The organism is Rhodococcus sp. SMB37 (assembly GCF_004345605.1).
Lineage (GTDB): Bacteria > Actinomycetota > Actinomycetes > Mycobacteriales > Mycobacteriaceae > Rhodococcus.
Genome location: NZ_SLVY01000001.1, coordinates 651,342 through 678,323 on the forward strand (window position 1 = coordinate 651,342; position 26,982 = coordinate 678,323).

At 66.2% G+C, this 26,982-nt stretch carries 25 protein-coding genes, 1 tRNA gene and 1 pseudogene; 13 read left to right on the plus strand and 14 right to left on the minus strand.

What is annotated here, in order from left to right; translation table 11 throughout:
- Positions 1-81: 81 nt before the first annotated feature.
- The 6 genes from EV641_RS03110 to EV641_RS03140 all read left to right on the plus strand — a co-directional run bounded on the left by EV641_RS03110 (position 82) and on the right by EV641_RS03140 (position 5,385).
- Positions 82-498: an HNH endonuclease gene (locus EV641_RS03110; RefSeq protein ID WP_347238208.1), complete on the plus strand. Its 417-nt coding sequence runs from the start codon at positions 82-84 to the stop codon at positions 496-498.
- Positions 499-515: 17 nt separating this feature from the next.
- Positions 516-603: transfer RNA gene (locus EV641_RS03115), tRNA-Leu, on the plus strand.
- A gap of 358 nt (positions 604-961) precedes the next feature.
- Complete coding sequence (locus EV641_RS03120; protein ID WP_054718461.1) at positions 962-2,287, plus strand: hypothetical protein; 1,326 nt, start codon at positions 962-964, stop codon at positions 2,285-2,287.
- A gap of 881 nt (positions 2,288-3,168) precedes the next feature.
- A complete protein-coding gene (locus EV641_RS03130; protein WP_132470717.1) occupies positions 3,169-4,530 on the plus strand; it encodes a hypothetical protein in 1,362 nt (453 codons plus the stop codon).
- Between the two features lie 64 nt (positions 4,531-4,594).
- On the plus strand, positions 4,595-5,011 hold the full coding sequence (locus EV641_RS03135; RefSeq protein WP_054716938.1) for a hypothetical protein: 417 nt from the start codon (positions 4,595-4,597) through the stop codon (positions 5,009-5,011).
- Positions 5,008-5,385, plus strand: a complete 378-nt coding sequence (locus tag EV641_RS03140) for a DUF3817 domain-containing protein (RefSeq protein WP_054716934.1) — start codon at positions 5,008-5,010, stop codon at positions 5,383-5,385. The genes EV641_RS03135 and EV641_RS03140 overlap by 4 nt, the downstream gene beginning before the upstream one ends.
- A gap of 22 nt (positions 5,386-5,407) precedes the next feature.
- Here the strand turns inward: EV641_RS03140 and EV641_RS03145 are convergent, their stop codons facing one another.
- From EV641_RS03145 to EV641_RS03155, 3 genes are read right to left on the minus strand one after another with little or no spacing between them, the layout of a single operon-like run.
- Positions 5,408-5,848 (minus strand): response regulator, encoded by a 441-nt coding sequence (locus tag EV641_RS03145; RefSeq protein WP_054716931.1) that lies wholly within the window; start codon positions 5,846-5,848, stop codon positions 5,408-5,410.
- Complete coding sequence (locus EV641_RS03150) at positions 5,845-7,464, minus strand: ATP-binding protein (RefSeq protein WP_054716928.1); 1,620 nt, start codon at positions 7,462-7,464, stop codon at positions 5,845-5,847. Before EV641_RS03150 ends, EV641_RS03145 begins: the two co-directional genes overlap by 4 nt.
- On the minus strand, positions 7,461-8,654 hold the full coding sequence (locus EV641_RS03155) for a fused response regulator/phosphatase (protein WP_054716925.1): 1,194 nt from the start codon (positions 8,652-8,654) through the stop codon (positions 7,461-7,463). The genes EV641_RS03150 and EV641_RS03155 overlap by 4 nt, the downstream gene beginning before the upstream one ends.
- Before the next feature lie 196 nt (positions 8,655-8,850).
- Here EV641_RS03155 and EV641_RS03160 point away from each other — a divergent pair, with 196 nt between their 5' ends.
- Both EV641_RS03160 and EV641_RS03165 read left to right on the plus strand, forming a co-directional pair.
- Positions 8,851-9,201: an STAS domain-containing protein gene (locus tag EV641_RS03160; RefSeq protein WP_277874473.1), complete on the plus strand. Its 351-nt coding sequence runs from the start codon at positions 8,851-8,853 to the stop codon at positions 9,199-9,201.
- Positions 9,202-9,231: 30 nt separating this feature from the next.
- Positions 9,232-9,663 (plus strand): ATP-binding protein, encoded by a 432-nt coding sequence (locus EV641_RS03165; protein ID WP_054716921.1) that lies wholly within the window; start codon positions 9,232-9,234, stop codon positions 9,661-9,663.
- A 1-nt stretch (position 9,664) separates the two neighbouring features.
- On the opposite strand, the gene EV641_RS03170 is transcribed toward EV641_RS03165, so the two are convergent.
- Positions 9,665-10,906, minus strand: a complete 1,242-nt coding sequence (locus EV641_RS03170; RefSeq protein WP_132470723.1) for an oxygenase MpaB family protein — start codon at positions 10,904-10,906, stop codon at positions 9,665-9,667.
- 56 nt (positions 10,907-10,962) lie between these two features.
- Between EV641_RS03170 and EV641_RS03175 the strand changes: the two genes are divergently transcribed.
- The gene (locus tag EV641_RS03175) at positions 10,963-11,592 is read left to right on the plus strand and encodes a TetR/AcrR family transcriptional regulator (protein ID WP_241996770.1); all 630 of its coding nucleotides are present in this window, start codon (positions 10,963-10,965) and stop codon (positions 11,590-11,592) included.
- A 101-nt stretch (positions 11,593-11,693) separates the two neighbouring features.
- Here EV641_RS03175 and rdgB read toward each other — a convergent pair whose 3' ends face one another.
- The 7 genes from rdgB to clpS form a co-directional block, all read right to left on the minus strand.
- Positions 11,694-12,320: an RdgB/HAM1 family non-canonical purine NTP pyrophosphatase gene (rdgB, locus tag EV641_RS03180; protein WP_132470725.1), complete on the minus strand. Its 627-nt coding sequence runs from the start codon at positions 12,318-12,320 to the stop codon at positions 11,694-11,696.
- Position 12,321: 1 nt separating this feature from the next.
- Positions 12,322-13,110: a ribonuclease PH gene (gene rph / locus EV641_RS03185; RefSeq protein ID WP_132470727.1), complete on the minus strand. Its 789-nt coding sequence runs from the start codon at positions 13,108-13,110 to the stop codon at positions 12,322-12,324.
- Positions 13,111-13,157: 47 nt separating this feature from the next.
- On the minus strand, positions 13,158-13,919 hold the full coding sequence (locus EV641_RS03190) for a cyclic nucleotide-degrading phosphodiesterase (protein ID WP_054720020.1): 762 nt from the start codon (positions 13,917-13,919) through the stop codon (positions 13,158-13,160).
- Between the two features lie 129 nt (positions 13,920-14,048).
- The gene (locus tag EV641_RS03195) at positions 14,049-14,672 is read right to left on the minus strand and encodes a rhomboid family intramembrane serine protease (protein WP_132470729.1); all 624 of its coding nucleotides are present in this window, start codon (positions 14,670-14,672) and stop codon (positions 14,049-14,051) included.
- A 46-nt stretch (positions 14,673-14,718) separates the two neighbouring features.
- Positions 14,719-15,786: a P1 family peptidase gene (locus EV641_RS03200; RefSeq protein WP_241996772.1), complete on the minus strand. Its 1,068-nt coding sequence runs from the start codon at positions 15,784-15,786 to the stop codon at positions 14,719-14,721.
- Positions 15,783-16,361: a DUF2017 domain-containing protein gene (locus EV641_RS03205; RefSeq protein WP_132470731.1), complete on the minus strand. Its 579-nt coding sequence runs from the start codon at positions 16,359-16,361 to the stop codon at positions 15,783-15,785. Before EV641_RS03205 ends, EV641_RS03200 begins: the two co-directional genes overlap by 4 nt.
- A 26-nt stretch (positions 16,362-16,387) precedes the next feature.
- Complete coding sequence (gene clpS / locus EV641_RS03210; RefSeq protein WP_241996799.1) at positions 16,388-16,663, minus strand: ATP-dependent Clp protease adapter ClpS; 276 nt, start codon at positions 16,661-16,663, stop codon at positions 16,388-16,390.
- A gap of 129 nt (positions 16,664-16,792) precedes the next feature.
- Here clpS and EV641_RS03215 point away from each other — a divergent pair, with 129 nt between their 5' ends.
- The 3 genes from EV641_RS03215 to EV641_RS03225 are packed head-to-tail and all read left to right on the plus strand — an operon-like array spanning position 16,793 to position 20,767.
- The gene (locus tag EV641_RS03215; RefSeq protein ID WP_054719633.1) at positions 16,793-18,130 is read left to right on the plus strand and encodes a nicotinate phosphoribosyltransferase; all 1,338 of its coding nucleotides are present in this window, start codon (positions 16,793-16,795) and stop codon (positions 18,128-18,130) included.
- Positions 18,127-18,711: a nicotinamidase gene (locus EV641_RS03220; RefSeq protein ID WP_054719630.1), complete on the plus strand. Its 585-nt coding sequence runs from the start codon at positions 18,127-18,129 to the stop codon at positions 18,709-18,711. Before EV641_RS03215 ends, EV641_RS03220 begins: the two co-directional genes overlap by 4 nt.
- Before the next feature lie 25 nt (positions 18,712-18,736).
- Positions 18,737-20,767 (plus strand): ATP-dependent DNA helicase, encoded by a 2,031-nt coding sequence (locus EV641_RS03225; RefSeq protein ID WP_241996774.1) that lies wholly within the window; start codon positions 18,737-18,739, stop codon positions 20,765-20,767.
- Between the two features lie 51 nt (positions 20,768-20,818).
- Here the strand turns inward: EV641_RS03225 and EV641_RS03230 are convergent, their stop codons facing one another.
- The 3 genes and pseudogenes from EV641_RS03230 to glgP all read right to left on the minus strand — a co-directional run bounded on the left by EV641_RS03230 (position 20,819) and on the right by glgP (position 24,366).
- Entirely contained in the window at positions 20,819-21,409 is a 591-nt protein-coding gene (locus EV641_RS03230) for a DUF559 domain-containing protein (protein WP_347238209.1), read from the minus strand.
- A 144-nt stretch (positions 21,410-21,553) separates the two neighbouring features.
- Positions 21,554-21,694 (minus strand): annotated as a pseudogene (locus tag EV641_RS30240) (type IV toxin-antitoxin system AbiEi family antitoxin domain-containing protein); the annotation flags it as partial.
- 95 nt (positions 21,695-21,789) lie between these two features.
- Positions 21,790-24,366, minus strand: coding sequence for an alpha-glucan family phosphorylase (gene glgP / locus EV641_RS03235; protein ID WP_132470733.1), 2,577 nt, complete (start codon positions 24,364-24,366; stop codon positions 21,790-21,792).
- Positions 24,367-24,824: 458 nt separating this feature from the next.
- Here glgP and EV641_RS03240 point away from each other — a divergent pair, with 458 nt between their 5' ends.
- Positions 24,825-26,843 carry a maltotransferase domain-containing protein gene (locus EV641_RS03240; RefSeq protein WP_132470734.1) on the plus strand — a complete coding sequence of 673 codons (2,019 nt, stop codon included), beginning with the start codon at positions 24,825-24,827 and terminating at the stop codon, positions 26,841-26,843.
- Positions 26,844-26,982 lie beyond the last annotated feature (139 nt).

Consider the following 26,982-nt stretch of genomic DNA (forward strand, 5'->3'; position numbering starts at 1 on the left):
AGCAGGGCGGTCAAGTACACGAAGGAGATGCTGGAGGAGGCCGTGCGAGCGTCCTCGAGCCTGTCAGACGCACTCCGCTGGATGGGGGCAAGGACGGATGGTGGCACACATACGCACATCAGTAGACGCATCAAGAAGCTTGGAATCGATACGTCGCATTTCACAGGTAGGGACTCCCAAAAAGGCAAGCCTCCACGAAACCGCCTCGATTGGACCGAGATACTTGTACTCAAGTCGGCTGGATCAAACCGCCAGGCGCCGAAGCGCTTGCGCCGAGCACTGCTCGAGTCCGGGCGGCAACACAAGTGTGAAGGATGCGGGATGGACCCGGTTTGGCGTGGGGATCGCTTGATCTTCCACGTCGACCACATCGATGGAAATCCACACGACTCCCGCCCCGAGAACGTCCGTTTCCTGTGCCCGAACTGCCACAGCCAGACGCCCACATGGGCGGGACGGAACCGCTTCCGCGTCAACTCGGATCTGTCGGAGTCTTGACGTATTGTGTCCGTGACGCGCGAGTGGCGTAATCAGGCAGCCGCGCCAGGTTTAGGTCCTGGTGCCCTTACGGGCGTGGGGGTTCGAGTCCCCCCTCGCGCACCACGGGTACTTCACGTACCAGCTCGAGTTGCCGAACCCCCGTCCCGAGTTTTCGGGGCGGGGGTTCGGCTGTTCCAGACCCACCCTGGAGGCCGGATCGGAGAAGTCCGTGGGCAGGCTCGTCGCGGAGTCGTTCGCCCATTCCCATGCTGGCACCTGAGTCTCGACGATTCGAGTCCGTACTGCCTCACAAATCACCTGTATGCTGGCTCTCTTCGTCCCACGGGACGGAATACCCGGGAGCTACACCGATGACCGAACACACCGCGCAGCTACGTCCACACCGGCAGTTGCGGCTGCTGGCAGGACAGGACGCCATCCTCGACGGACAGATCCCCGCCCAACGGTCGGGCAGGTCGGGGTGTTCTTGCTGGTGTTCGCAGAAGTACCCGCCGACCCACAGGATCTGACGCTATCGACGATCGAAGCCAACGCCGAACCGCTCGCACCCCCAGCCCTCGAACCCGCTGCCGATGCGCCCCGGGCGATGTCGCAGTCGTGGGTCTGGCGGATCCTGCTGCGCGGAGACGGCTGGTCGGCGACCTGGTACAGCCCCCGCCCCGCTATCGGCCGTGTTCAGCTCACCGGCCGGCTCATCGGCGACTTCGCCTACGCCACCACCGGCTCGGTACGCGGACAAGTCCTCACGGCCAGGGTTCTCGATGGGGCAGGGAGCGCAGGCAGGCACGAACCCGGAATACTGGCCGCACTCGACCTCGACGACGTGCCACCACTCCCGATACGTCCCTCGTTCACCCCACGGGCGATCTCCGCCGCCGGGCGGGCGCTGTGGGCAGCCGACGAACAACTACCACTGATCGTGCGGGTCAATCTCGACAACCCCGCGGATGTATGCGAGATTGTGCTCCCCACACCGATCGCCCCAGAACCGGGACGTACCCCCTGGCAGCTGCATGCTGACCCAAATGGATGCTGGATCGCCGGATGGTACGGAACCTTCCGGGCCGCTGACACCGGAGCGGTGCAGCGGCTCGACGACTGCTGGGTGGACGCGTCCGCAGCGTACAACGGAACACTGTTGACCTGCACCAGCGACAAGACCGCGACACGGATCAGCCTGCGGTATCCCGACGATCGTGAGCCCCACCACGACGACACCACACTTCCTGCCGGACCCATCAGCGCGGTCATTGCGCACGACGACGGATTCCGCATCCTCATGCGCCGCCGGGACATGATGCCGACCACCACATTCGTCGTCGACGTCACCGTCGACGGGCACGTCACCGTCGGGCCGCCCCTCGACGACATCGACGACTACGCCATCCTCACCACCGAGCCACCCGCCATCATCGACTTGCGCGGCACCATCCGCACACTGCGGTCCGACCTGCAGACTGATTCCCCGGCACGCTGGCCTCTTCCCGGCCTGTCCGGCGGCACCGTCGGCAACCGGATATGGATCGAGCACCACGACCGTGACCGAGACCTTCACGACAACCGCGAGTACTGGCTTCTCAGCCTCACCGACTTCACGGGGCAGGTCATCGCCCGTGCCGAAATCCAGAACCGCGAACCCGGAGTCACGATCGACAGCAGTGGCACCGCGTGGATCACCGACGGGCACATCACCGCCGTGCACACCCCCAACGGCACTCTCCCGCCACCCTTACCTCTCGCCGACCTCCTCGACCACAACCGGTCTTATCCACCACACACCAAGTAGATCTCGACACCAAGTAGATCTCGGCGGCCACTGCACCCGAACAGCAGCCGCGCCGTGTGCGCCAGGATCTGGGCCGCTCGCGATCCCGTCAAATCACTCGCCGCGGCCGGGCTCATCGAGATCTCGGCCCGATTCATCGTCCTTCGCGGATCCTGACGGGACTGTCCGTACGATGTGGTGGATGCGCGATCGCTCGAAGAGTCGAAGCTCGCAGGTCCGCAACACGTGGCTGTGGCTGGGGTGCGGGGTGGTAGTGGTTGCTCTCCTCATCACAGGTATGTTCAGCGTTCCCCGGGGTCTTCATAATGACCCGTGCGACTCTGCTCTCCCGTTCGCGTCCGAGCTAGGACTACATCTTTCCGGTGACGATGATGTTGTTTCCTGCGAATGGCACTCGAGCTTCCCGGACTCCTCCGGAACTGTCGTGGTGCGTACCGCATCACACGCCACGCGAGAGGCATTGCTGGAACGATCCGGTGTCAGCGAGGAGATTGACCGATGGAGGGTAAGTCTGGACGACGGCCCGTTTCGCGAAGAGATGCGTAGACCGAACCTCGAACGCAGCGAGCAGGTGTACACGGCTACCGCACCTGATGGTCACCAGCTGAGAATCAGCTACGACGAGGGGGTGGAGTCTGGACTTCTGCTCACAGTGCGGGCCGTCCAGGTGTGACTACTCGTCCAACCTTCGACACGTTCTGTTACCGGTTAGCAAGTGCAACAGCATATTCGGAACCTTGCCGGAGGGCCACGCGAGCTGTTCTCACCCGGATTTCATCCTCCAGAGGTGAAGCGGATACGGCCGATGCCGTGGAACCTCGTGAGTATCGGTGCGGGGCCGACTCCGGCTCTCCGGCCGGCGCGCGAAGGTAGGCACCCACATGGCAGAGCCCGACCACTCGCCCGACGATGCTCCGCTGAGCTCCGACGAGCGCGAGGAACTCGAACGGCTGCGCAAGGAAGTCGCGGAGTTGCGCGGCGAAACTCCTGCCGTACAGACCGATACGGAGCCTCCCACGCGCGGACACGCACTCCGCTGGACCGCGGTGGTCATCCTGCTGGTGCTCGTGGGTCTGCTCGCCATCAGCTCGGTGGCCGCCCGTTTCGCGCGCAGCCAGATCCTCGACACTGATCGCTACGTGACCATGGTGACACCGCTGGCCTCCGATCCGGTGATCCAAGGCGCGGTCACCGACCGGGTGACGGACGAGATCTTCGCCCAGGTCGACGTCGAGGGACTCACCACGGATGCATTGACGGCGCTGACCGAAGACAGACCGCGGCTGGAACCGGTCGTGGGTTTGGCACCGGTCATCGCCGGCCAGGCAGAGAACTTCGTGCACGACACCGTCGGCAGCCTGGTTGCATCGGACCAATTCGAAACCCTGTGGATCCAAGCCAACCGCACTGCGCACGACAGGCTCGCGGCGGTGTTGACCGGTGACACACGCGTGGAGGCCATTGCGATCGACGACAGCGGGACGGTGAGCCTGAATCTCGCTCCGATCATCGAGCGAGTCAAGGCGCTCCTGGTCGAACGCGGTTTTTCGTTCGCCGACCAGATCCCGGAGATCGACAAGCAGTTCGTGTTGTTCGAATCTCCCGAACTCGTGAAAGCCCAGCGCGCCGTCAACGCTCTCGACAATGCCTCCGGCGTCCTTCCATGGCTGACGCTGCTCGTCGCTGCCGCCGCGGTCTGGGCCGCCCCACGGGGTTCGCGCCTTCGCGCACTGTCCGCAGTGGGCGCGACCTTCGTCGTCGCCATGCTCGCCCTCGCATCGGCGATCCTCATCGGCCGGTCGCTGTATCTGGACAACCTGCCGACCGAGGTGCGTTCGCCGGCCGCTGCGGCGGTGCTGTTCGACGCCGCCGCGACGCCCTTGCGGACGATGCTGCGCGCGGTGCTGGTCACGGGACTGGTGGTCGCGGTCGGCGCCTATCTGATCGGTGGCTCGCCCTCGGCGATGGCGGTGCGTCGCGGGTTCGGTTACGGGATGAACAAGCTGAGGAACCCGGACAGCACCCGCACGCCCAGCACCGTCGAGGTGTGGCTGGCGCACGCCCGTGTTCCGGTCCGCGCGGCGATCGTCGCCGTGGCCGTGCTGGTGATCGTGTTCTGGAACTACCCGACGGGCGCGGTTGTCGGATGGACCGTGGCGATCGCCCTGCTCGCGCTGCTCCTGGTCGAGGTCGTGGTCCGACCCATCGTCGCGAAGGAACAAGAGGCGGTCGATACGGCGTGACCTCCCCCACCGCCCCGGATCCCGTCTTGGCAGGTCGGTGCGGTGCTCAGGTACCGTCGAGGTCGTGTCCGAATACCGTCCCCCGCGCCGCGTGGCTCTGATCGTGTTGGTGATCGTCGCCGCGGGCGGATGCCTGGCTCTCGGCTATTGGCAATGGACTCGCTTCGAAGCGGTCGGCGGTAACGGACAGAATCTCGGCTACGCGTTCCAGTGGCCGGCCTTCGCGTTCTTCTGCATCTACGCGTACCGGCGATTCGTCAAGCTCGAGGCCGAGGAGTCTCAGGCCGACGACCCGGGCGGCGCCCCGGCATCGAAGCCCGAGGAACCCACAGAGATCCCGGCGGATCTTCTGCCGAGCCGCCCGAAGGTCGCGATCGGCGAGTCCGACGACACCGCGAACGACCTCGAGGCGAAGCAGGTCCAGGAGTACAACGAGTACCTCGCGCAGCTCTCGCGCGGGTCCGATAGGAGCGGTCAGTGAGCACCACCCCCGAGGCGTCCGATCAGGCAGCCGCGACCCCCCGCAACGTCAGCGACGCAGATCGCAAGAAAATCGGCTCCGCGTTGCTGCGGTACCGCGTCCTCGCGTACGCCACCGGTATCTGGCTGCTCGTCCTCACCGGCGAGATGATCGCGAAGTACATCATCGGCATCGAGAACGTGCCGTCGTGGATCGCGATCGTGCACGGCTGGGTGTACGCGGTCTACCTGGTGCTCACCTTCGACCTGTCGATCAAGGTGCGCTGGCCCGTCTCGCGCACCATCGGAACCCTGCTGGCGGGCACCGTTCCATTCCTGTCGTTCTATGTCGAGCACCAGCGCACCAAGCAGGTCAAGGCCGACTTCGGGGTCTGATCTCCTGTAGCAGCCGCGCGGCTCAGCGGGTAGGCAGCCGCACTACCTGCACGAAGAACTCGTCGATCTGCTTGACCGCCCGAATGAACTGGTCCAGGTCGACGGGCTTGGTGACGTACGCATTGGCGTGCAGTCGGTAGCTGCGCAGGATGTCCTCCTCCGCCGACGAGGTGGTGAGTACCACCACCGGGATGTGTGAAAGTTCCGGATCCGATTTGATCTGTTCGAGCACCTGCCGGCCGTCGTACTTGGGCAGATTCAGATCGAGCAGGATCAGATCCGGACGGGGAGCGTCGGTGTGTTCCCCACGCTGGTACAAGAAGTCGAGCGCCTGCTCGCCGTCGCGTACGACGTGCAGATTGTTTCCTATCTTGTTGTCTTCGAACGCTTCCCTCGTCATCAATTCGTCGCCGGGGTCGTCCTCGACCAGAAGTACATCGATCGGCTTACCGGTCGGGGTCATGCGGGTGCTCCTTCTGGAACTTCATCGGTCTCGGACTCGGCCTCACGCAGCACCGGAATCGTAAAACAGAAACGGCAGCCGTCCGTATACGCGCGGTCGATCCAGATCTCCCCGCCGTGGTACTCGACGATCTTGCGGCAGAGCGCGAGTCCGATTCCCGTACCGCCGTATGCGTCGCGACCGTGGAGTCTCTGGAAGATCACGAAGACTTTCTCCGCGAATTCGTCGGCGATGCCGATTCCGTTGTCGCTGACGCTCATGTTCCACGTTGCATCGTCACCCTCACCGGTCTGCGAACACTCGATTCTCACAACGGGTGCCTGATTCGGTTTCCGGAATTTGATGGCGTTCCCCACCAGGTTCTGCCACAGCATCGTCATCAAGGTGGGGTCGCCGGTGATCCGGGGCAACGACTCGGGCCGCTCGATGCGAGCGCCGGATTCGTCGATCGACTCGGAGAGGTTCGCAAGAGCCGAATCGAGCGATCGCCCGAGTTCGACGCTGACGTGGGTGTCACCGACCCGTCCGACCCGCGAGAACGTGAGCAGGTCGTTGATGAGAACCTGCATCCGTTTGGCGCCGTCCACTGCGAAGTCGATGTATTGCTGCCCTCGTTCGTCGAGTTTGTCGCCGTAGCGCTTCTCGAGTAGCTGACAGAACGACGCAACCTTGCGGAGCGGCTCCTGAAGGTCGTGCGACGCGACATACGCGAACTGTTCGAGCTCCGCATTGGACCGACGCAGTTCCACAGCCTGGGCCTGGACCTGATCGTGGTGTTCCTTCGATACTTCGAGTTCGTGTGCGAGATGTGCGCGCATTCCGTCCACATCGATCGCGAGCGCACGGATGTCACTGGGACCGTCGACACTGATGCGCTGGTCGAAGTTGCCTCGTGCGACCTTGCGGGTTTCCTCACCCAACCGTGACAGCGGACGGACGATGAGGAGGTGGACGAGGAAGGCCACACACATACCACTCAGAAGGAACACCGCAATCATCGTGACGAACAAGCGGTCTCTCGTGACCCGGGCGTCGTCGAGTGCAGCAACAGCATCGTCCCGCGCTTCCGCGAGGTCGACGCGCTGGATCTCGAACAGCTCTCGCAGCCGGTCGAACGCCGACCCGCCTGCTTCGACGACGGCAACATCGACGGGGCGTGGCTCCCCGGGTACCACGGCGTTCACCAGTGGAAGTGTGTACACCCTGCGCCATTCGTCCGCTGCATCGTCGATCGCCTCGAGGTCGGCGAGTAGTTGTTCCCTGACGCCGGGCACTGCTTCCTGCTTCGCAATCAGTGATCGAAGAGCATCGGATGCGCGAGTCTCTTCCTCGCGGCCTGCCTCATACGGCTCCAACAAGGAGGGATCGGCCGCGATGATGTATCCGCGTGCGCCGGTCTCCTGGTTCAGGAGCGCGCCTTGGAGGCGCTGCGCCTCGATCTCTGCGGGCTGGATCACTTCCTGCAGGTAGTTCGATACCTCTGCGGTGCGACCCAGCGAGCGGGCGCCGACAATGCTCGCGACAATCACCCACGCAATCATCAAACCCAGGACCAGAACCACCCATCCTCGCACCGTGAGTCGCGACCAGAATGGCGGTCGATCACGCGTCGTCATTCGTTCGCATCCCCGTTCCATCGCACATGCACCACCGCGACGTCGTCGGCCAGGCCGCCGTGAGCCTCGGCGAGTTTCTCGGCATCACGCACCAGTGCGTCGGCGAACTCGTCGGATCCGAGGCGCCCGCCGTTGCGCGCGAGTTCCAGAAGGCCCGACTCTCCCAGGCGTTCGTGCCCACCGCCGGTGTGCCCTTCGAACAACCCGTCCGTGAAGAGCACGACAGCACCTTCCGGCGGTAGGTCGAAGGTGTGGATGGGCCAGTTGGCGGCACCCGGAATCAGCCCGAGTGCGGGGCCGCCGGGTGCTTCGACCCACTCGACCGCGCGCCCGGTACGCAGGAGCAATCCGGGGTGCCCCGCGCGCATCACAGACACTGCGACCCGGTCGGGCGCCATGACCATGGTCGTCACCGTGGCGAAAACGCGATCCGTCGCCCGTTCCGCGAGAAGGATCTCCTCGAGCTTCTCCATCTGGGGTTCGCCGACGATGCCGGCCAGGACGAGCGTGCGCCAGGCAATGCGCAGTGCGACACCGACGGCAGCTTCGTCGGGGCCGTGTCCGGAGACATCCCCGATGAGCGCGTGTACCGCACCGTCTGCGGTCTGGACCACGTCGTAGAAATCTCCACCCAGCAGCGCCGCCGCTCGGCCCGGCCGATAACGCGCAACGACTTCGACGTCGTTCGTGCTCACGAGTGGCGACGGCAACAGGCCTCGTTCGAGTCGCGCATTCTCCTGGGCATGGAGTTCGCTCGCCTGCAGTGCCGCAGCGTGTTGTTCCGCTTGCTTTCGTTGGATGGCGTAGCGCACGGCACGACCGAACAATTCCGGCTCGACGCGGCCTTTGACGAGGTAGTCCTGAGCACCGACGGCAACCGCAGCAAGGCCCGTCTGTTCCTCCGCCAAACCGGTGAGCACGACGATCGGCACGGTCTCGGCGTAATGGTGCACTCGCGCAACGGCCTCGAGGCCGTGCGCATCGGGCAGGTGGAGGTCGAGCAACACACAGTCGGGCGCGGTGTTCGTCAGCGCATCGCGTGCATCGGCAAGCGATTGCACCCACACGACCTTCATTTCCGGCGCGCTGTCGGCGACGAGTTCCTCGACGAGCAAGGCGTCGCCGGCATCATCCTCGATCAGTAACAGCAACGGCGCATGCGCCACTTCCCCTGGTCGATGCGCATCCACGGCGGTCGTCCCTCCCTGATCACGGCGGCCCCCGGGAAATCGGCATTTCATGCCGACACCCTCGCGGAACAATACCCACAGGTGTGTTCTGCTGCGCACTCCACGACGTCGCAGCCGGGCACGCTCGCATCATCTGAAGTGTTCTTGCATGATGGGCACTGTGAATGAGCGATCAACGGAGCACCCCCACATGGGCATGTCTACGACACAGTCCGGGTCCATCACGGTGTTGTCCGTGAGCGGGGATGTGGATCTGTCCAGTGCACCACTGCTGGAAGAGCAGGCTCTCGGCCTGCTCACCGACAACCCGTCCGGCCTGATTGTCGATCTCACCGACGTGAATTTCCTCGCGTCGATGGGTATGGCCTTACTCGTCGACTTGTCGAAGCGCACAGCAGGCAGTGTCGAATTCGCAGTGGTGGCGAACGGAAATGCCACCGCACGACCACTCGAGCTACTCGGCCTGGGAGACGTCCTTGCGATCCATCCGGAACTCGACGATGCGCTTTCCGCGTTGAGCGGCAACCCGGCAGCACCGCCGGAATAACGCTGTCCGCCTCGACGAACAGAGGGAGCCATGCCGACTCATACTTCAGGGTCCGCGTCGTTCGCGTCCGGTGGAATCTTCTTCCACGGGGTGCGTGCGGATCCGTCCGACATTGCCGATGTACGCCGCTCCATGCAGCAGTGGCTGGGCAATCTGCATCTCGGACCGGAGCACGAGCAGGACGTGGTGCTGGCAAGCTATGAGGCCCTGGCGAACGCGGTCGAACATGCCTACGCCGCGAACGATCCCCAGGCCACGGTGGACCTCGAGGCCGTCTACAGGCCATCCGACCGCCACCTCGAGGTGACGGTCGCGGATCACGGCAGATGGCGCGATGTCATGGATCGGACCGGGTACGGATCTCGCGGACACGGTCTCACCCTGATGCGCAGCCTGTCGACGGAGATGGTGGTGACGCCTGGCCTGGACGGAACTCATGTGGCCATGCGCTGGTCGCTCTGAATCAGATCTCGAGTTTCCCGACATCGGCGCATTCGCGTCCGAACTTCGAGCGGAGTTCCCGGCGCGCGGCCCGGTCGCCGAGATACTCGAGGAACCGGCGCCCCTCCGATGTTCGCTTGATCAACACCGATTTCACAATGTTCGCCGCCACGACCGGTACCACCGCCACAGGCGGGACCGACGGCAGTCCCAGATCGTCCAGTCCTCGTTTGCCGAGGAAGAACCGAAGCATGCTGAGCAGGCGCAGCCGCTCGTACCGGCCGAGGAGACCCGAGAACCTTCCGTAGTCCAGCGTGCGCTGTCCGTCGACGAGTGCGCGTGACAGGGCAGCGCCCGCGGATGTGACGTCACCCTGCACCAACACCACGTGGTAGTTGAAGTTGTGTTGCTCACGCTCGGTGTCGAACAGGAAGTCGTCGTCGACGCCCATGAGCCACCCGACGTACTTCCACATGTGCATGATCGCGAGAGATTCTTCGCGGGTCACGAAGTAGCCGAGGGCGCGCGCCCCGATCAGGAGCGTGCCGTTGAACAACCCGAGCGTTCCGGCCTGATCGGTCTGATTGATGGGCAGACCCCAGCGCGCGACGTCCCACCGACCGTTCGTCTCGAACCGTTGGTTGACGAGGGCGTGCATGGCACGCACGTGCACGGTGAGCTTGAATCCGTCGCCGTCACGGCGCATGCCGCCCGGCTCCCCCACTGCGGTTCCCCATTTCTGGGTTTCACCGAGACGTCGCATCGCGGTGGATCCGGTCAGGCCTCCGGTCTCGACGAGGAGATCGGGCGGCCCGCCGAATCGGTAACCGCCGATGAGCGCCAGTTGCAGCAGCACGTCGTTGCGCGTGCGTCCCATCCTTCGGAATGCGCGTGCACCTTTCTCCAGGAGGTTCCAGTCCACCCAGTCGGGAATCTGTTCGACGTGCGCGAAGAAGGTACGAAGCGCCTCGGGGGCGTTCGGAACGGTACCGACGCCGTGCTCGAGTGCCTGGTGGAACTGCCGCATGGTGACGCGCTCGGGGTCGTCGCGATCGAAGCGCATGGCCTGCACGAGGGCGGCGCCCACCTCATCGCGAGCGTACATGCGGCGTCCGATCCGATCGAGCAGTTCGTCGTCCACCTGTCGAATCTTCGCGAAACGCACCAGAGGTCTGCCGATCGCTTCGTTACGAGGCCGGTTGCCCTCGTAGCGGCTCGGGTACGGGAACACTTCGAGATCCCGGTTCAGCTCCTGTGTCGTCATGTCGATATGCTCACACGAGTGATTACTCGCATTCAATTCGCATTTCGGCCCCCGCGATGACCTCACCCGACCGGCGTCGAACCCGGCGCGCACCGCAGCAGGAACGCTCGCGCGCGATGGTCGAACGCATCGTCGACGCCGGCCGCACTGTACTACTGGAACGCGGCTACGACGGCGCTTCCACCAATCGCATCGCCGAGAAGGCACACATCAGCCCGGGATCTCTGTACCAGTACTTTCCGAACAAAGACGCGATCGTCGCCGAGGTCGTCGACAGGTGGACCTCGGAGTTACATACTCGCATTTCGCGTGTGTTCACGACGGCCCTGGAAAGTCCTGCGGAAGATCTGTCGGTGCGCGGGACCCTCCTCGAACTGTTGGACGCGCTCGGCGAGAATCCACGATTGCTCCGCGTGCTGATCGAAGAACTGCCCAAGAACTCCGACAGTCGCCTCTCCGATTTCGAGAAGCGCATCGACGCCCTTCTCGGCATGTGGCTGCGATTCCACCTCACCGATCGTGGTGGACGCCCGGTAGACGCGATCGCGTGGATGCTGGTGCGGACGGTCGAGAACGTCGCGGTGTCCTATGTTCTCGAACAGCCGGACATCGCACGGGAGCAGGTGGCAGACGAGCTCACCGCGATGGTTACGGCGTACCTGCGTGAGATGACGTCCCTCTCGTAGCTTCTCGTCATCGAACTCACGCAGCCGCGACGCAAGGAGGCAGGCGCGCTCCGTCGACGGCGCGCGCCTGCCTTCTTCGTTCGCGTACTGCGGCCCTCGGGTCAGCTGCCTGCGAATGCAGCGAGCGCGGGCACCAACAGGGTGAGCGCGCGACCACGGTGCGACGCATCGTCCTTCTCCTCGGCGCTGAGCTCCGCAGCGGTGCGGTCCCCCGCTTCGGGCACGAAAACGGGGTCGTAGCCGAACCCGTTCTCGCCCCGGGGCGCACGCGCGATCGCGCCGCGCCACTCGCCGCGCACCACGGTGACGGCGACGTCGTCGCCGTCGACGCCGGGGACAGCAAATGCACAGGCCGACACGAAGGCGGCGCCACGACGTTCATCGGGCACATCACTCAGCTGGGCAAGCACCAGCGCGGTATTCGCGCCGTCGTCACCGTGCGTGCCACTCCACCGCGCCGACAACACACCCGGCATACTGTTCAACGCGTCGATTTCGAGTCCGGAATCGTCGGCGATACAGGCCATCCCGGTTGCGAGGGCACCGTCGCGTGCTTTCGCAGCCGCGTTCTCCTCGAACGTCGCACCGGTCTCGGGAGCTTCGGGGTACGGCGGGACGGCGTCGAGGCCGACCAGTTCGATTCCCGCGATGTCCGCCGCATCGAGGACCCGCTGCAACTCCCGGAGCTTCTTCGCGTTCCGGCTCGCGACAAGTACTCGTGTAGCCACGTCAGGCACCGAACTTCTTCTTCGCCGGCTCGGCGACGACAGGTTCCGGCAGGACACCGGGGTACGGCTGTTCGAGGACCTCACGCTGGATGCGGCACAGCTCCTCGATGCCGCCGAGCGCCGAGTCGAGCAGTTTGTCGAGCGTCGTGCGAGGGAACGTGGCGCCTTCGCCGGTGCCCTGGATCTCGACGAGCGTGCCCGTGTCGGTGGCGATGACGTTCATGTCGACCTCGGCGCGCGAATCCTCCTCGTACGGGAGGTCGAGCCGGACACGGCCGTCGACGACACCGACGCTGATGGCTGCGATCTGGCACGAGAGCGGCTGCGGATCAGCGAGACGACCTGCCGCGCGGAGCCAGGTGACCGCGTCGGCGAGAGCCACGTAGGCACCGGTGATGGCCGCGGTTCGGGTTCCTCCGTCGGCCTGCAGGACGTCGCAGTCGAGGGCGATGGTGTTCTCACCGATGGCAGCGAGGTCGATGCACGCGCGCAGGGAGCGGCCGACAAGTCGGCTGATCTCCTGGGTGCGGCCGCCGACCTTGCCCTTGACGGATTCGCGTCCGCTGCGGGTGTGGGTTGCGGCGGGCAGCATCGCGTACTCGGCGGTGAGCCAGCCAAGGCCCGACCCTCGACGCCACCGCGGAACCCCTTCTTCGACGCTCGCGGTGCACATCACGCGGGTCTGTCCGAATTCGACGAGGACCGAACCCGCGGGGTGGCTGGTGAACCCTCGGGTGATCTTGATGTTGCGGAGTTGGTCGTCTTCCCTGCCGTCTGCTCGTGTCGTCACCCGAACGAGCCTAGGGGATGCGTCCCGGACGGACTCGGACGACCGACTCAGATGCGGTAGACGTCTCCGGAGGTCACTGCGTGGACCGGACCGTGGAACTCGGCCTTCGCCTCCGCGATGACGTCCTCGCGAGACGTCCACGGCGGGATGTGGGTGAGCAGCAGTTCGCCGACACCCGCGCGGGCGGCCACCTGTCCTGCCTCGGTTCCCGACAGGTGGATGCCTTCGGGTCGCACTGCGGGTGCGTGGGTCCAGGATGCTTCTGAGAGCAGGACGTCGGCGCCGCGCGCCAGCTCGACCACCTGGTCGCACATGCCGGTGTCGCCCGTGTAGACGAGTGTGCGTCCGGAGTCGCTGGTGATGCGGAATCCGTAGGCCTCCGGGGGATGGTTGACCTTCATGGGGCTGATAGTGAGCGCACCGAAGCGGAACGTTCCGCCGTCGCTCAGGGGTTGTACGTCGAGCGTGTCGGAGACGTCATCGACCTCTCCCGCCACCTCGGCCGATGCGACACCGAGACGTTGCGCAGTACCGGCAGGACCGTAAACGGGAACCCGCCCTGTGGGCGCGTTCGGGGAGTAGCGGCGCCACACGAGGAGACCGGGAATGTCGAGACAATGGTCGGCGTGCAGGTGCGACAGGAGCACGGATACCTCGCCGGGATCGGCGTGGCGTTGCAGGGCTCCGAGCACTCCCGGACCGAAGTCGATGACCAGGGGCGGGGTGTCGGGCGCTGTGAGCAGGTACCCGGATGCGGGAGAATCCGGCCCGGCCACACTGCCCGAGCACCCCAGAACGGTCATGCGCATAGGGGTCATGCTGCCATGCCGAAGGTCCCCGATGAAGCCAACACCGGTTTTCGTGGTGGACTCACAGTTACAACAATGCTGTGACCCACGGATCGTCACCCGGCCCGGACGTGACCCCGGTCGCTGAGTTCAGCGCAGCGGATCGGCTGTCTTGACCGCCCGTGCCCGGCGCGTGTCGGACGAGAGCAGCCATGCCGCGACGACACCACCGAGCGCCCCGAAGAGGTGTCCTTGCCACGACACGAACGGGTCGCTGGGGAGGACTCCCCACAGCATTCCGCCGTAGAAGAACAGTACGACGAGTCCGAGCACGATCTGCCCGCCCTTGCGGGTGAAGATTCCGCGAATGATCAGGTAGGTCAACCAGCCGAAGATGAGCGAGGACGCGCCGATGTGGTTCTCGCCGGAGCCTGCGAACAACCACGTTCCGACGCCTGCGACCACCCAGATCACTGCAGTTGCGACGATCCCGCGGGTGATGCCGGACGACAGCAGGACCAGGAAGCCCAGAACGAGCGCGGGCACCGTGTTGGCGGTCAGGTGTGTCCAGTCACCGTGCAGGATGGGAGCGAACAGAATCCCCCACAGGCCGTCGCCGGTGCGCGGTTCGATTCCGGCGTTCTCGAAGTTCGCGGGCAGGATCCGGTCGATGATCTCGACTACGTAGAGGAACGCAACGAAGCCACCGACCCACAGTCCGGAACGCAGCCACGTCGGCCGTTCGGTCGGTGGTGTACCTGTCGGGATGGTCATGCGTCCATTGTGACGTCTGTCCGGGTTCCGTGTGGGTCTGTCGTGGTCACAGCGTCCGAGCGGACGGGAAGGTATCGAAGTAGGACGGGATTCCGGCGACGGATTCGGCGGAGAGCACCGCGTCGACGATGGCGCGTTCGACCGCGTCGGCCGCGGCGACGCACGCGGCCGCGAGTATCGGCAGTTCGGTGGGGAATGCGTCGGGTACGCCCTCCGGTACGGGGAGTTCGGCGTTACCGGTGGACAGGGCGAAGAGCGTGTCGCCGTCGAGGGGCGAGTGTGCAGGTCGGATCGCGCGGGCCAGACCGTCGTGTCCGGCGACTGCGACCCGGCGGCACGCAGCTTTCGACAGCGGCGCGTCGGTCGCGACGACACCGATGGTCGTGTTCAGCACGGTGCCCTTGTCGCCGCGCCCGTTGGCGGCGGCAAGTTCCTCCTCGTTCGGGGGGCCGAGGCCGAGTCCGGCCGTCGTTCCCCACGGCAGCCCGGTCCGGGGATCGAAGACGGATCCGACGGGATTGGCCACGACGAGCGCGGCAACGGTGGCGCCTGCTGCCGGCCCGTCCGTCAGTCGGATGCTCGCGGTTCCGATACCCCCTTTGAGGACGCCCGCGCGCGCGGCGGTGCCTGCACCGACGGATCCTCGTGGGAGCGCCGAGTCGGTGGCTGCCGCCGCCGCTGCGTATCCGCTGTCGGCAGTGGGTCGGGTGTGCCAGTGTCCGACGGGCAGATCGAAGATCACCGCGCCGGGCACGATCGGCACCACGGCGCCGGGCGCACCCATCGGGATACCGCGGCCTTGTTCCTCGAGGTAGCGCATCACACCGTCGGCGGCGGCCAGGCCGAAGGCGCTTCCCCCGGTGAGCAGAACGGCATCGACGTGCCGGACCGAGTGGCTCGGATCGAGCAGATCGGTTTCGCGGGTGCCCGGCCCACCGCCTCGCACATCGACCGCGCCCACAGTGGGCCGGTCCGTGAGGATCACGGTGCAGCCGGTGGCGGCACCGGTGCCGGGTTGTTCCCCGGCGACGGTGACGTGGTCGTCGAGTTGCTGCCAGTGGCCGACGCGCAGGCCCGTCACGTCGAGCAGGGAATCCGTGGGTCCAGCAGTCACGGCAGCAACGCCTGGACGAGGGAGTCCTGCATCCAGGTCAACCAGTGGTAGACGTCGAGGTGCGGCGCGCGGGGATCGTCGTCGTCGAGGGTCTCGGGGGTGTCGTCGTCGATGCCGAGGGTGGTGCCGAGCGCGAGTCGCACGTCGTTGAGCCCGTAGAGCCAGGCTTCGGCCTGTTCGGGGTTGAGGACGACTTTCCCGCCGTCCTCGGGAACGGTCCGCAGGATGACGGCACCGGCGGCCAGCTTGGCGTCGATGATGCTCGGTTCGTGGAGGCTGCGGAGCGCGCCGTTGAGGTCCCCGGCCTCGTCGTCGGGGTTGACGGACGCGTCCGCGTCGGGTCGGTGGAAATCGGGGAGCAGTCGCTCGAGTGCGGGAATCTCGGGTGGGGTCGAGTTACCCGTGCGCAGCCCGGTGAGTTCCGCAAGGTCGTCCTGGGGTGCCTGCGCGGAGCGGTCTTCCAGCATCCCGAGCACCGAGGCGACGAGGGAGCGCAGGACGGAGGCCTCGTGGCCGTCCATCTCCGAGCGAAGTTTGGGGCCACTCAGCGAGTTCTTCCGGGTCCACTGCCGCACGTCGGTCGGATCCTCCTGTAGGCGCCTTATTCGTCCCGTTGCATCGTGGCCCACAGCCCTGCGGCATGTAGACGCTGCACGTCGTGTTCCATCTTGTCACGGGATCCGCTCGACACGACGGCTCTGCCTTCGTTGTGCACCTTGAGCATGAGTTCGGTCGCCTTGGCCTTGCTGTATCCGAACAGCTTCTGGAAGATGAATGTCACGTAGTGCATGAGGTTGACGGGGTCGTCCCACACGACCGTCACCCAAGGCCGGTCGACCGCCTCGACTTCTTCGACGACTTCCGCTTCGGCAGGCATGGCCTGGCCCGCGGTGATCACGTGGACGTCGAGGGGGGTTGTCCTGGAACACGGCGCCATGCGTCCAGGGTACGGCGTTCTCGCGGCTCGAAAAACCCACCGTCGACATGCTCGCTCTAGAGTGAGCGGATGGCTGTCACATCCGCCGGTACGAAGCCGGTGAGCACCGCACTGTTCACGGACAAATACGAACTGACGATGCTCGAAGCTGCGCTGGCCGACGGCTCCGGCGCTCGCCCCTGCGTCTTCGAACTGTTCGCCCGCAAGCTTCCGGCCGGTCGCCGGTACGGCGTGGTCGCAGGCACGGGGCGTCTCCTCGATGCGCTCCCCGCGTTCCGATTCGGCGACGCCGAACTCGCGGTGGCCGCGGAGTTCCTCGCACCCTCGACCGTCGAATGGTTGCGCAACTTCCGGTTCAGCGGCGACATCGACGGCTACCGCGAGGGCGACTTCTACTTCCCCGGTTCGCCGGTCCTGTCCGTCCACGGCACGTTCGCCGAATGCGTCTTGCTCGAGACACTGGCCCTGTCGATCTTCAATCACGACAGCGCCATCGCATCCGCCGCAGCGCGCATGGTGAGCGTGGCCGACGGGCGCACCCTGATCGAGATGGGCTCGCGCCGCGCACACGAGGAAGCGGCGGTGTCTGCAGCCCGCGCGGCATACCTCGCGGGATTCGATTCGACGTCGAACCTCGAGGCTGCGCGCCGCTACGGGGTTCCCGCCGCGGGGACGGCCGCACACGCGTTCACTCTGCTGCACACCACTGCGCACGGCCGCAACGAGGCGTCGGCGTTCCGCAGTCAGATCGAGTCGCTCGGTGTCGGTACGACCCTGCTCGTGGACACCTACGACATCACCCAGGGCGTGGCCACAGCCATCGAGGTGGCGGGCCCCGAACTCGGTGGCGTCCGGATCGACTCCGGCGACCTCGGAGTGCTCGCACGTCAGGTACGCAGGCAGCTCGACGACCTCGGTGCTCGGCGGACGAAGATCGTGATGTCCGGCGACCTGGACGAATACGCGATCGCGGGTCTGCGTGCCGAACCGGTCGACGCGTACGGGGTCGGGACCTCGGTGGTCACCGGTTCGGGTGCACCGACCGCAGGCATGGTCTACAAGCTCGTCGAGGTCGACGGCCTTCCGGTCGAGAAGCGCAGCACGGCCAAGGAATCGCGGGGCGGGGCGAAGCGCGCGGCCCGGTACGCGCGCCGCACCGGCACCGTCGTCGAAGAGGTCGTCTACCCCGAACACCTGGAGGTTCCGACGGGTGAGGGGCAGACGGCAACGGCCCTGACGGTCCCTCTGGTGCGCGATGGCGAGCCGGTCCCCGGTCTCCCTACCCTGGAGGACAGCAGGCAATACCTGAAGAAGTCGATGGTGAGTCTGCCGTGGGAAGGGTTGACGATATCGGCCGGCGACCCGGCGATTCCCACCCGTTTCGTGACTGGAGCGACGGGGAGATGAGGTCGATTCGGGCGCTGCTGGTGGTCGATGTGCAGAACGATTTCTGTGAGGGCGGCGCTCTCGCAGTGACCGGTGGCAACGCGGTCGCGGCCGCCATCACACGTTTCCTCGCCGAACGGGGTGAGGACTACTCCCATGTGGTCGCGACACGCGACCACCACATCGATCCCGGCGAGCACTTCTCGGACGAGCCGGACTTCCTCGACACCTGGCCGCCGCACTGTCGCGCCGACACCGCCGGAGCCCGGTTCCATCCGGATCTGGAGCTGTCGCGGGTCGAAGCGGTGTTCTCGAAGGGTGCCTACGAGGCCGCGTACTCCGGTTTCGAGGGGGTCGACGAGTCGGGGCAATTCCTCGCACAGTGGTTGCGCGAGCGCGGTGTGACGGACGTCGACGTCGTCGGGATCGCCACCGATCACTGTGTGCGCGCGACCGCGTTGGATGCCGTCGAGGCGGGCTTCGGGACCCGGGTGCTGCTGTCTTGTACAGCGGGCGTCGCCGATGCGACCATCGAGTCCGCACTCGATCGGATGCGCAGCGCAGGTGTCGACCTGGTCGAACGGGTCGGCGCCGAAACCTGACGGTGGGTCCCGCTACCCTGGCCCGGTGCCCGAACTTCCCAACGTCCCCGAATTGTTGCGTACCGCGGTGCACGCCCTGGGCGGCAAGGAGCGGCGCACTCAGCTGACCATGGCGTCCGCGGTAGCGCACAGCATCGACACCGGCGAGCATCTCGCGGTGCAGGCCGGCACGGGCACCGGCAAGTCGCTCGCCTACCTCGTCCCGAGTATCCGGTACGCGGTACAAACCGGCCGCACGGTGGTGGTGTCCACCGCGACCATCGCTCTGCAGCGCCAGCTCGTCGACCGTGATCTCCCGCGTCTCGCCGAGGCGCTCGAGAAGACCCTCGGACGGCGGCCGCGCTTTGCGATACTCAAGGGCCGCGGAAACTACCTCTGCCTGAACAAGATCCACACCGGTCTCGCGGAGGAGGCACCGGCCGAGGCCCAGCTCTTCGACGCGTTCACTCTCTCGCGCATCGGCCGTGAGGTGCGACGCGTGACGGAATGGTCGTCGAGCACCGACACCGGCGACCGCGACGACCTCTCCCCCGGCGTCTCCGACCAGGCGTGGCGCCAGCTCAGCGTCACCGCGCGCGAATGTCTCGGCAAGGCGCGCTGCCCGGTGGGCGACGACTGCTTCGCGGAGATCGCACGCACCGAAGCGTCGAAGGTCGATGTGGTCGTCACCAATCACGCGCTCCTCGCGATCGATGCCATCACGGGGATCGCGATCCTGCCCGAACACGACGTGGTGGTCATCGACGAAGCCCACGAGCTCGTCGACCGGGTCACGGGTGTCGCCACCGCCGAGTTGTCGGGCAGCACCATCTCCGCAGCCGCGCGGCGCTGCGTCAAGCTCGTCGAGGACGAGGACGTCGACCGGCTCGAAGGTGCTGCCGAGAACTGGGAGTCGCTGCTCGAGGAGCTTCCGGCCGCTCGATGGGATTCGATGCCCGAGGGTGCAGCGGCCGCGCTCGCGTCGATCCGCGACGCGGCGTGGGCCGTGCACACCGCCATCGGGCCGGCCAAGCCCGGCACCGACCCGGAGGCCGCGGCCGCCCGCAGTCAGGCGCTCGCCGAGATCGACGACGTGCACGACTGCGCGGTCCGGGCGCTGACCACCTTCGAGCAGGCCGACCCCGCGCAGCGTCAGGATGTCGTATGGCTGGCGGCCGACGAATTCCGAGGCAATGTGCGCCGCACGGTGCGGATTGCACCGCTGTCGGTCGGGGGTCTGTTGCGGTCACGTTTGTTCGGCGAGTCGACGGTGGTGCTCACCTCGGCGACGCTCACGGTCGGAGGGTCGTTCGATGGTCTGGCCGTCAACTGGGGGCTCCCTCCGCAGGCACCGTCGCGCAGCGAGACCACGGCCGCCTCGGGAGCCGAACCGCCCGCCGACAAGAGCGAACTGAGGTGGAATGCCGTCGACGTCGGATCGCCGTTCGACCACGCGAAATCCGGGATCCTGTACATCGCGAAGCACCTCACACCGCCCGGCCGCGACGGGCTCGCGTCGTCGCATCTCGACGAGATCGCCGAACTGGTCACGGCGGCGGGTGGTCGTACCCTGGGCCTGTTCTCGTCGATGCGCGCCGCGAAGGCCGCGACCGAAGCGCTGCGAGACCGGGTCGACACCCCGATCCTGTGCCAGGGCGACGATTCCACGGGTGCACTGGTCGACAAGTTCGCGGCCGACGAAGCGACGTCGCTGTTCGGGACCCTGTCGCTGTGGCAGGGCGTCGACGTGCCGGGCAGGTCGCTCTCGCTCGTCCTCATCGACCGGATCCCGTTCCCCCGGCCGGACGATCCCCTGCTGGTCGCCCGGCAGCGCGCCGTCGAAAGCCGGGGTGGCAATGGCTTCATGGCCGTCGCCGCGAACCATGCCGCGCTGCTTCTGGCCCAAGGTGTCGGGAGATTGCTGCGGGCCACCGACGATCGAGGGGTCGTCGCCGTGCTCGACTCTCGTCTGGCCACGGCCCGCTACGGCGGTTATCTGCGTGCGTCGCTCCCACCGTTCTGGGAGACCGCCGACCCGGCCGTCGCCCGGAAAGCCCTCTCCCGACTCACTAGCTGACGAAAGTGTGTATCCGAGCCCGGATTCCGGGCTCGGATACACACGATTTGCTCACCGAGGACGGTTCAGGGCCGCGCGGATCTGCCGGACGACCTCATCGGGTTCTTGGGTGAGCGTATGCCACGTGAACCGCAGGACGTGCCACCCCGCATTGACCAGGATGTTCTGCCTCTCTGCGTCACGGCGGTGCCGGTGTGCATCGCGATGCCACGCCCACCCATCGACCTCGATCGCGACCCGTGCATCGTCGAACACCACATCGATCTCGAATCCGCAACTCATGGCGTGCGCGCGCCACCCGGTGAGGCCGGCGCCGCGCAGCAACCGGTACAGAACACGTTCGGCCTCGGAATGTCCCCCGGCACGAGCGACGCACAACAACCGGTGAGCCGATCGAGCACCGCGGCGACCCGAGTTTCGGACGTGCGCTGCTTCCAGCGCGGTCAACGAGGTACGTCGTTGCAGCGCGCGGTCCATGAGCACCGAGCCGTCCGGCAGTTCGACCGCAGCCTCGAGAACGGTCAAGGGCAAGGAGGTCACAGCCAACGACCTGACGGTCACGACGTCGCGCTCGTCGAGGTCGCGTCGACGAAGTGTGACCTCACGACCGCGCCCGAGTGTTCGGTGGTGCGGAATCGTCACGAAAGCGCGTGCCGGGGGACGTTCGCAGAGCCCGTGCCACCATGCCGCACTCGGGCCCCATGCAGTTGCGCCCGGACCTGCGCCATAAACAGATGCCCGTAAGCGAACCGCCGCGGTGTGCGGGCGGTCTGCACGTAGGTAGACACCGTTTCCGAGGATCCGCCATTCACCCGACCGGACCCTACGGTCGATCGCCGAGGTACTGACTCCGTGCGCACATGCTTGGTCGCGGGTGATGACGCCGTCCTGCCGCGCCATGATCTCGTGAATCACTCTCCGGCTCATACCCTGTTCGACGCAGTCGCTGCCGATCAGGTTCCCACCCGAAAATAAGGTGTATCCGAGCCCGGATACCGGGCTCGGATACACACTTTCTCGACTTACGGCAGCGCGACCATGCCGAACTCCGCGGGGGTTGCCATCAGGTCGTGGTGCGGGAGTACCCGGACGGTGTATCCGACCGCCCCTGACAGCGGCAGCGGCACGTCGACGGTGAACTCCTCCCCGAGGGGATCGGATCCCGAGTGCCTCATCGGCACCGTCACCGTGTCGCTGAGGGTGTCGTCCGATCCGACCTTGCCGAATACCGCCTGCACCTGCACATCGTCGGGGGCCAGGCCTCCGAGTTGGACATGTGCGATCAGTCCGAGGCTCGAGCCGATCACAGGGCTTTCGGGAAGTCCGTGACTGTCGACCTGCGCGACGCGTACAGCCGGCCACGCGGAGTCGATGCGGTGTCGGTATTCGGCGAGTGCCTTGGCTCCCGCGAAGTCGTCGGCGACGATGGTCCGCGCCGCTTCCGCAGCGGGTGTGTAGTAGTCGACCGTGTAGTCGCGGACCATGCGTGATGCGAGGACCTTGGGCCCGAGGTTCTCGAGGGTGTGGCGCACCATCTCGATCCATCGGGTGGGCACGTCGCGATCGTCGCGATCGTAGAACCGCGGCAGCACCGAACGTTCGAGCAGTTCGTAGAGGGCGCCTGCTTCGAGATCGTCGCGTCGCACGTCGTCGACGCCGTCGGCGGTGGGGATGGCCCACCCGTTCTCGCCGTCGAACATCTCGTCCCACCATCCGTCGCGGACGGACAGGTTCAGGCCGCCGTTGAGTGCGGACTTCATGCCCGACGTTCCGCATGCTTCGAGCGGACGCAGCGGGTTGTTGAGCCACACGTCGCATCCCCAGTACAGGAAGCGTGCCATCGACATGTCGTAGTCGGGCAGGAACACTATGCGGTGCCGCACGTCGTGCTGGTCGGCGAACCGCACGATCTGCTGGATCAGTCCCTTGCCCCCGTCGTCGGCGGGGTGGCTCTTGCCCGCAACGACGAGTTGCACCGGTCTTTCCCCATCGAGCAGCAGTGCGCGCAGGCGTTCCGGGTCGCGCAGCATCAGCGTCAGCCGCTTGTAGGTGGGCACGCGGCGCGCGAAGCCCACCGTGAGTGCATCGGGATCGAAGACGGTGCTGACCCAGCCGAGTTCGGCCTCGGTGGCACCACGTTCGAGCCACGAGTTGCGCAGGCGGCGCCGAACCTCGTCGACGAGCTGTCCGCGTAGCACGTTGCGGGTGGACCAGAGTTCGGCCGGGTCGACCGTCTGCAGCAGTTCCCAGCCGCGGGATTCCTCGACGCGGTCCGGCCCGGCGAGCCGATTCGCGAGCGTAATCCATTCGCGGGCCGCCCATGTGGGGGCGTGGACGCCGTTGGTCACCGACCCGATCGGCACCTCGGCGGCATCGAACCCGGACCACAACCCCTCGAACATCCCGCGGCTGACCTCACCGTGCAGCTGGGACACCCCGTTGGATCGTTGTCCGAGACGCAGACCCAGGTGGGCCATGTTGAACACGTGGGGATCGTCCTCGCGGCCGAGCGCGAGGATCCGGTCGACGGTCAGGCCGGGCAGCAGAGCCGACTCGTTCTCGCCGTTGGAACCTGCGAAATAGTGCCGGACGAGATCGATGGGGAAACGGTCGATGCCTGCGGGCACCGGGGTGTGGGTGGTGAACACCGTTCCGGCCCGCACCGCGGCGAGGGCTTCGTCGAAGTCCAGGCCGGTGGTGGTGACCAGTTCGCGGATTCGTTCCGCTCCGAGGAACCCCGCGTGGCCCTCGTTCATGTGGAACACCTCGGGGTCGGGCAGCCCGTGGATGCGGGTGTAGGCGCGCACGGCCCGTACCCCGCCGATCCCCGCGAGGATCTCCTGCTTGATGCGGTGGTCCTGACCGCCGCCGTACAAGCGATCGGTGACCTTGCACATGTCCTCGTCGTTGCTCGCGATGTCGGAGTCGAGCAGCAACAACGGCACACGACCCACCTGCGCGATCCACACCCGCGCGTCGAGGGTGCGGGCGCCGGGCACATCGACGCGCACGAGCGCGGGCGTGCCGTCGGACTCGGTGAGCAGACGCAGCGGCAGGCCCTGCGGGTCGTACGAGGGGTAGTGCTCGAGCTGCCAGCCGTCGGCGCTCAGGGACTGTTTGAAGTAGCCGGAGCGATACAGCAATCCGACGCCGATGAGCGGTAATCCGAGATCGGAGGCGGCCTTGAGATGGTCGCCGGCAAGGATGCCGAGGCCGCCCGAGTAGTTTGGAAGGACCTCGGTGACACCGAATTCCATGGAGAAATAGGCGATGCCGTCCGGCAGGGCGGCGCCGCGTTCCCGTTGGACCTGGTACCAGGCCGGGCGCGACAGGTAGTTGTCGAGATCTGCGGCAGCGGCTTCGAGCCGCGCCAGGAATTCGCTGTCGGTCGCGAGTGCGTCGAGGCGCGACGGGACGATCTCACCGAGCAGGCGGACCGGGTCCTCGTCGACCTTCGCCCACAGCTCGGGGTCGATGGATTCGAACAGATCCTGTGTCTGCGGGTGCCACGACCAGCGCAGATTGGTTGTCAGTGCCTCCAGCGCGGCGAGCGGCTCGGGCAGATGGGCGCGGACGGTGAACCGACGCAAGGCTTTCACCCCGCGAATCCTACCCAGGTTCGCTCGTGTGCGACGGGTGTGGATCCGGCGCACCTGCAAGCGCACGGCCTGGAGTCCGGTCCACACGTGGGACGGCCCCGCGGCGCGAACGCCACGGGGCCGTCATTGCTTCTACGGTCAGAGTCCGCCGAGCAGAAGGTGCAGCAAATCCCCGACAACCCCGATCAATCCGGCAACCAGACCCATGATGTTCATCCCTTCGTCAGCGTCCTGTCGGACGTTTCTCTGCTGTGCGAATTCGACGCTAGGGGGCGCCGTATTGCCGTTCGGTCAACCGAGGTAACCCGCGAGTAACGGATACGGACAGTTACAGCAAAATGGACGTTTCGCCTTTACGGTCTCCATGACCGGAACTCTGCCGCCGCCTGGAATAGGGTTGTGGTCGAACACCCGGTTCATTTCGGCGCGGGCCACCCGCCCCAGCGAACGGAGAGCACGTGACAGGCCGTCTCGCCATCGACGACGTTCGGCCCTCGATCGACGGCGGGAGATATCCGACCAAAGCCGTCGTCGGCGAGGTCGTTCCCGTCTCGGCCGTGGTGTGGCGCGAGGGCCACGACGCACTCGCGGCGACTCTGGCGGTGCGCGGTCCGGCCGCGGACCCCGAGACCATGGGCAAGCTGGTGCGGATCCCCATGACACCGGGCTACGAACCCGACACGTTCAACGCAGTGTTCACCCCTACCAGCACGGGCAGGTGGACCTATCGGATCGAAGCCTGGAGCGATCCGATCGCCACGTGGCGGCACGCTGTCGAAGCGAAGATCGATGCGGGTCAGGGCCCGGAGGATCTGGCCAACGACCTGGAGATCGGCGCCCAACTGTTCGAGCGCACCGCCAAGGCGGCCCCCCGAGGCAGCCGCCCCGCCCTTCTGGCCGTGTCCGCCGCACTACGGTCGCACCGCACACTTCCCGAACGTGTCGCGCCCGCCTACTCCCCCGACGTCACCGAGGTCCTCCGCGCGCATCCACTGCGCGAACTCGTCACCCGCGGTCGCGCCTACACCACGATCGCCGAGCGGCGCCGCGCTCTGTTCGGGTCGTGGTACGAGTTCTTCCCCCGGTCGACGGGCGGCTGGAACGACGACGGCACCCCGCGGCACGGCACCTTCGCGACGGCTGCGGCCGACCTTCCGCGCATCGCCGCGATGGGATTCGACGTGGTGTATCTGCCGCCGATCCACCCGATCGGCAAGATCAACCGGAAGGGTCCGAACAACACGTTGGTCGCCGGTCCCGACGACGTCGGGTCCCCGTGGGCGATCGGATCGGCCGAGGGTGGCCACGACGCCATCCACCCCGATCTGGGCACCGATGAGGACTTCCGCGACTTCGTCACGCGCGCCCGGGAACTCGACCTCGAGGTCGCCCTCGACCTCGCGCTGCAGTGCGCACCGGATCACCCGTGGGCGCAGTCGCATCCCGAATGGTTCACGGTGCTGCCCGACGGAACGATCGCATTTGCGGAGAACCCGCCCAAGAAGTACCAGGACATCTACCCGATCAATTTCGATCTCGACCGCGACGGTATCTACGCCGAGGTGCTGCGCGTGGTCCGGCATTGGATCGCGGCGGGGGTCCGCATCTTCCGAGTCGACAATCCGCACACCAAACCTCCGGACTTCTGGGAGTGGTTGATCGAGGAGGTCCACAAGACCGATCCGGACGTGCTGTTCCTCGCCGAAGCGTTCACCCGTCCCGCACGGATGTACGGTCTCGCGCGACGCGGATTCGCGCAGTCGTACACGTATTTCACGTGGCGGATCGCGAAGTGGGAACTCACCGAGTTCGGATCGGAGATCGCCGGCAAGGCCGACGAGGCGCGGCCGAACCTGTTCGTCAACACCCCCGACATCCTCCACGAGTCGCTGCAGCACGGGGGGCCCGGAATGTTCGCGCTGCGAGCAGCATTGGCCGCAACTCTGGCTCCGACGTGGGGTGTGTACTCGGGCTACGAACTGTACGAGCATGTACCGCTGCGACCCGGCAGCGAGGAGTATCTCGACTCGGAGAAGTATCAACTGCGCCCACGGCGGTTCGACGACGCGCGGCGTCGCGGCGAGTCCCTCGAACCATGGCTGACCGAGCTGAACCGGATCCGGCGGGCACATCCGGCGCTACAGCAACTCCGCAACATCACGTTCCACCACATCGACAACGACGCATTGATCGGATACTCGAAGTTCGACCCGACGACAGGCGATGCGGTGCTCACCATCGTCAACCTCAATCCGTATGCTGCTGAGCAGGGCACGATCTGGCTCGACATGCCGGCGATCGGACACGACTGGCACGACCAGCTGCCGGTCTACGACGAAGTCAGCGGCGAGCAGTATCACTGGGGTCAGGCCAATTTCGTGCGGCTGGAACCGTGGCGCGCGGTCGCGCACATTCTGGTGTTGCCCCGGATCGGCATCCCCGTCCGCACGACCCTCGCGTACAGGAGGCAGCCGTGACTGTGCCACCGTCATCACCGGAGCCCACGCCGGAACCGGGCGGAGCAACACTGCCGGAACCGGGCGGAGCAACACTGCCGGAATCGGGCGGAGCAACGCCTCCGCCCGGCCGGTCGAGTGCGTCCGCCCCGCGTCACGC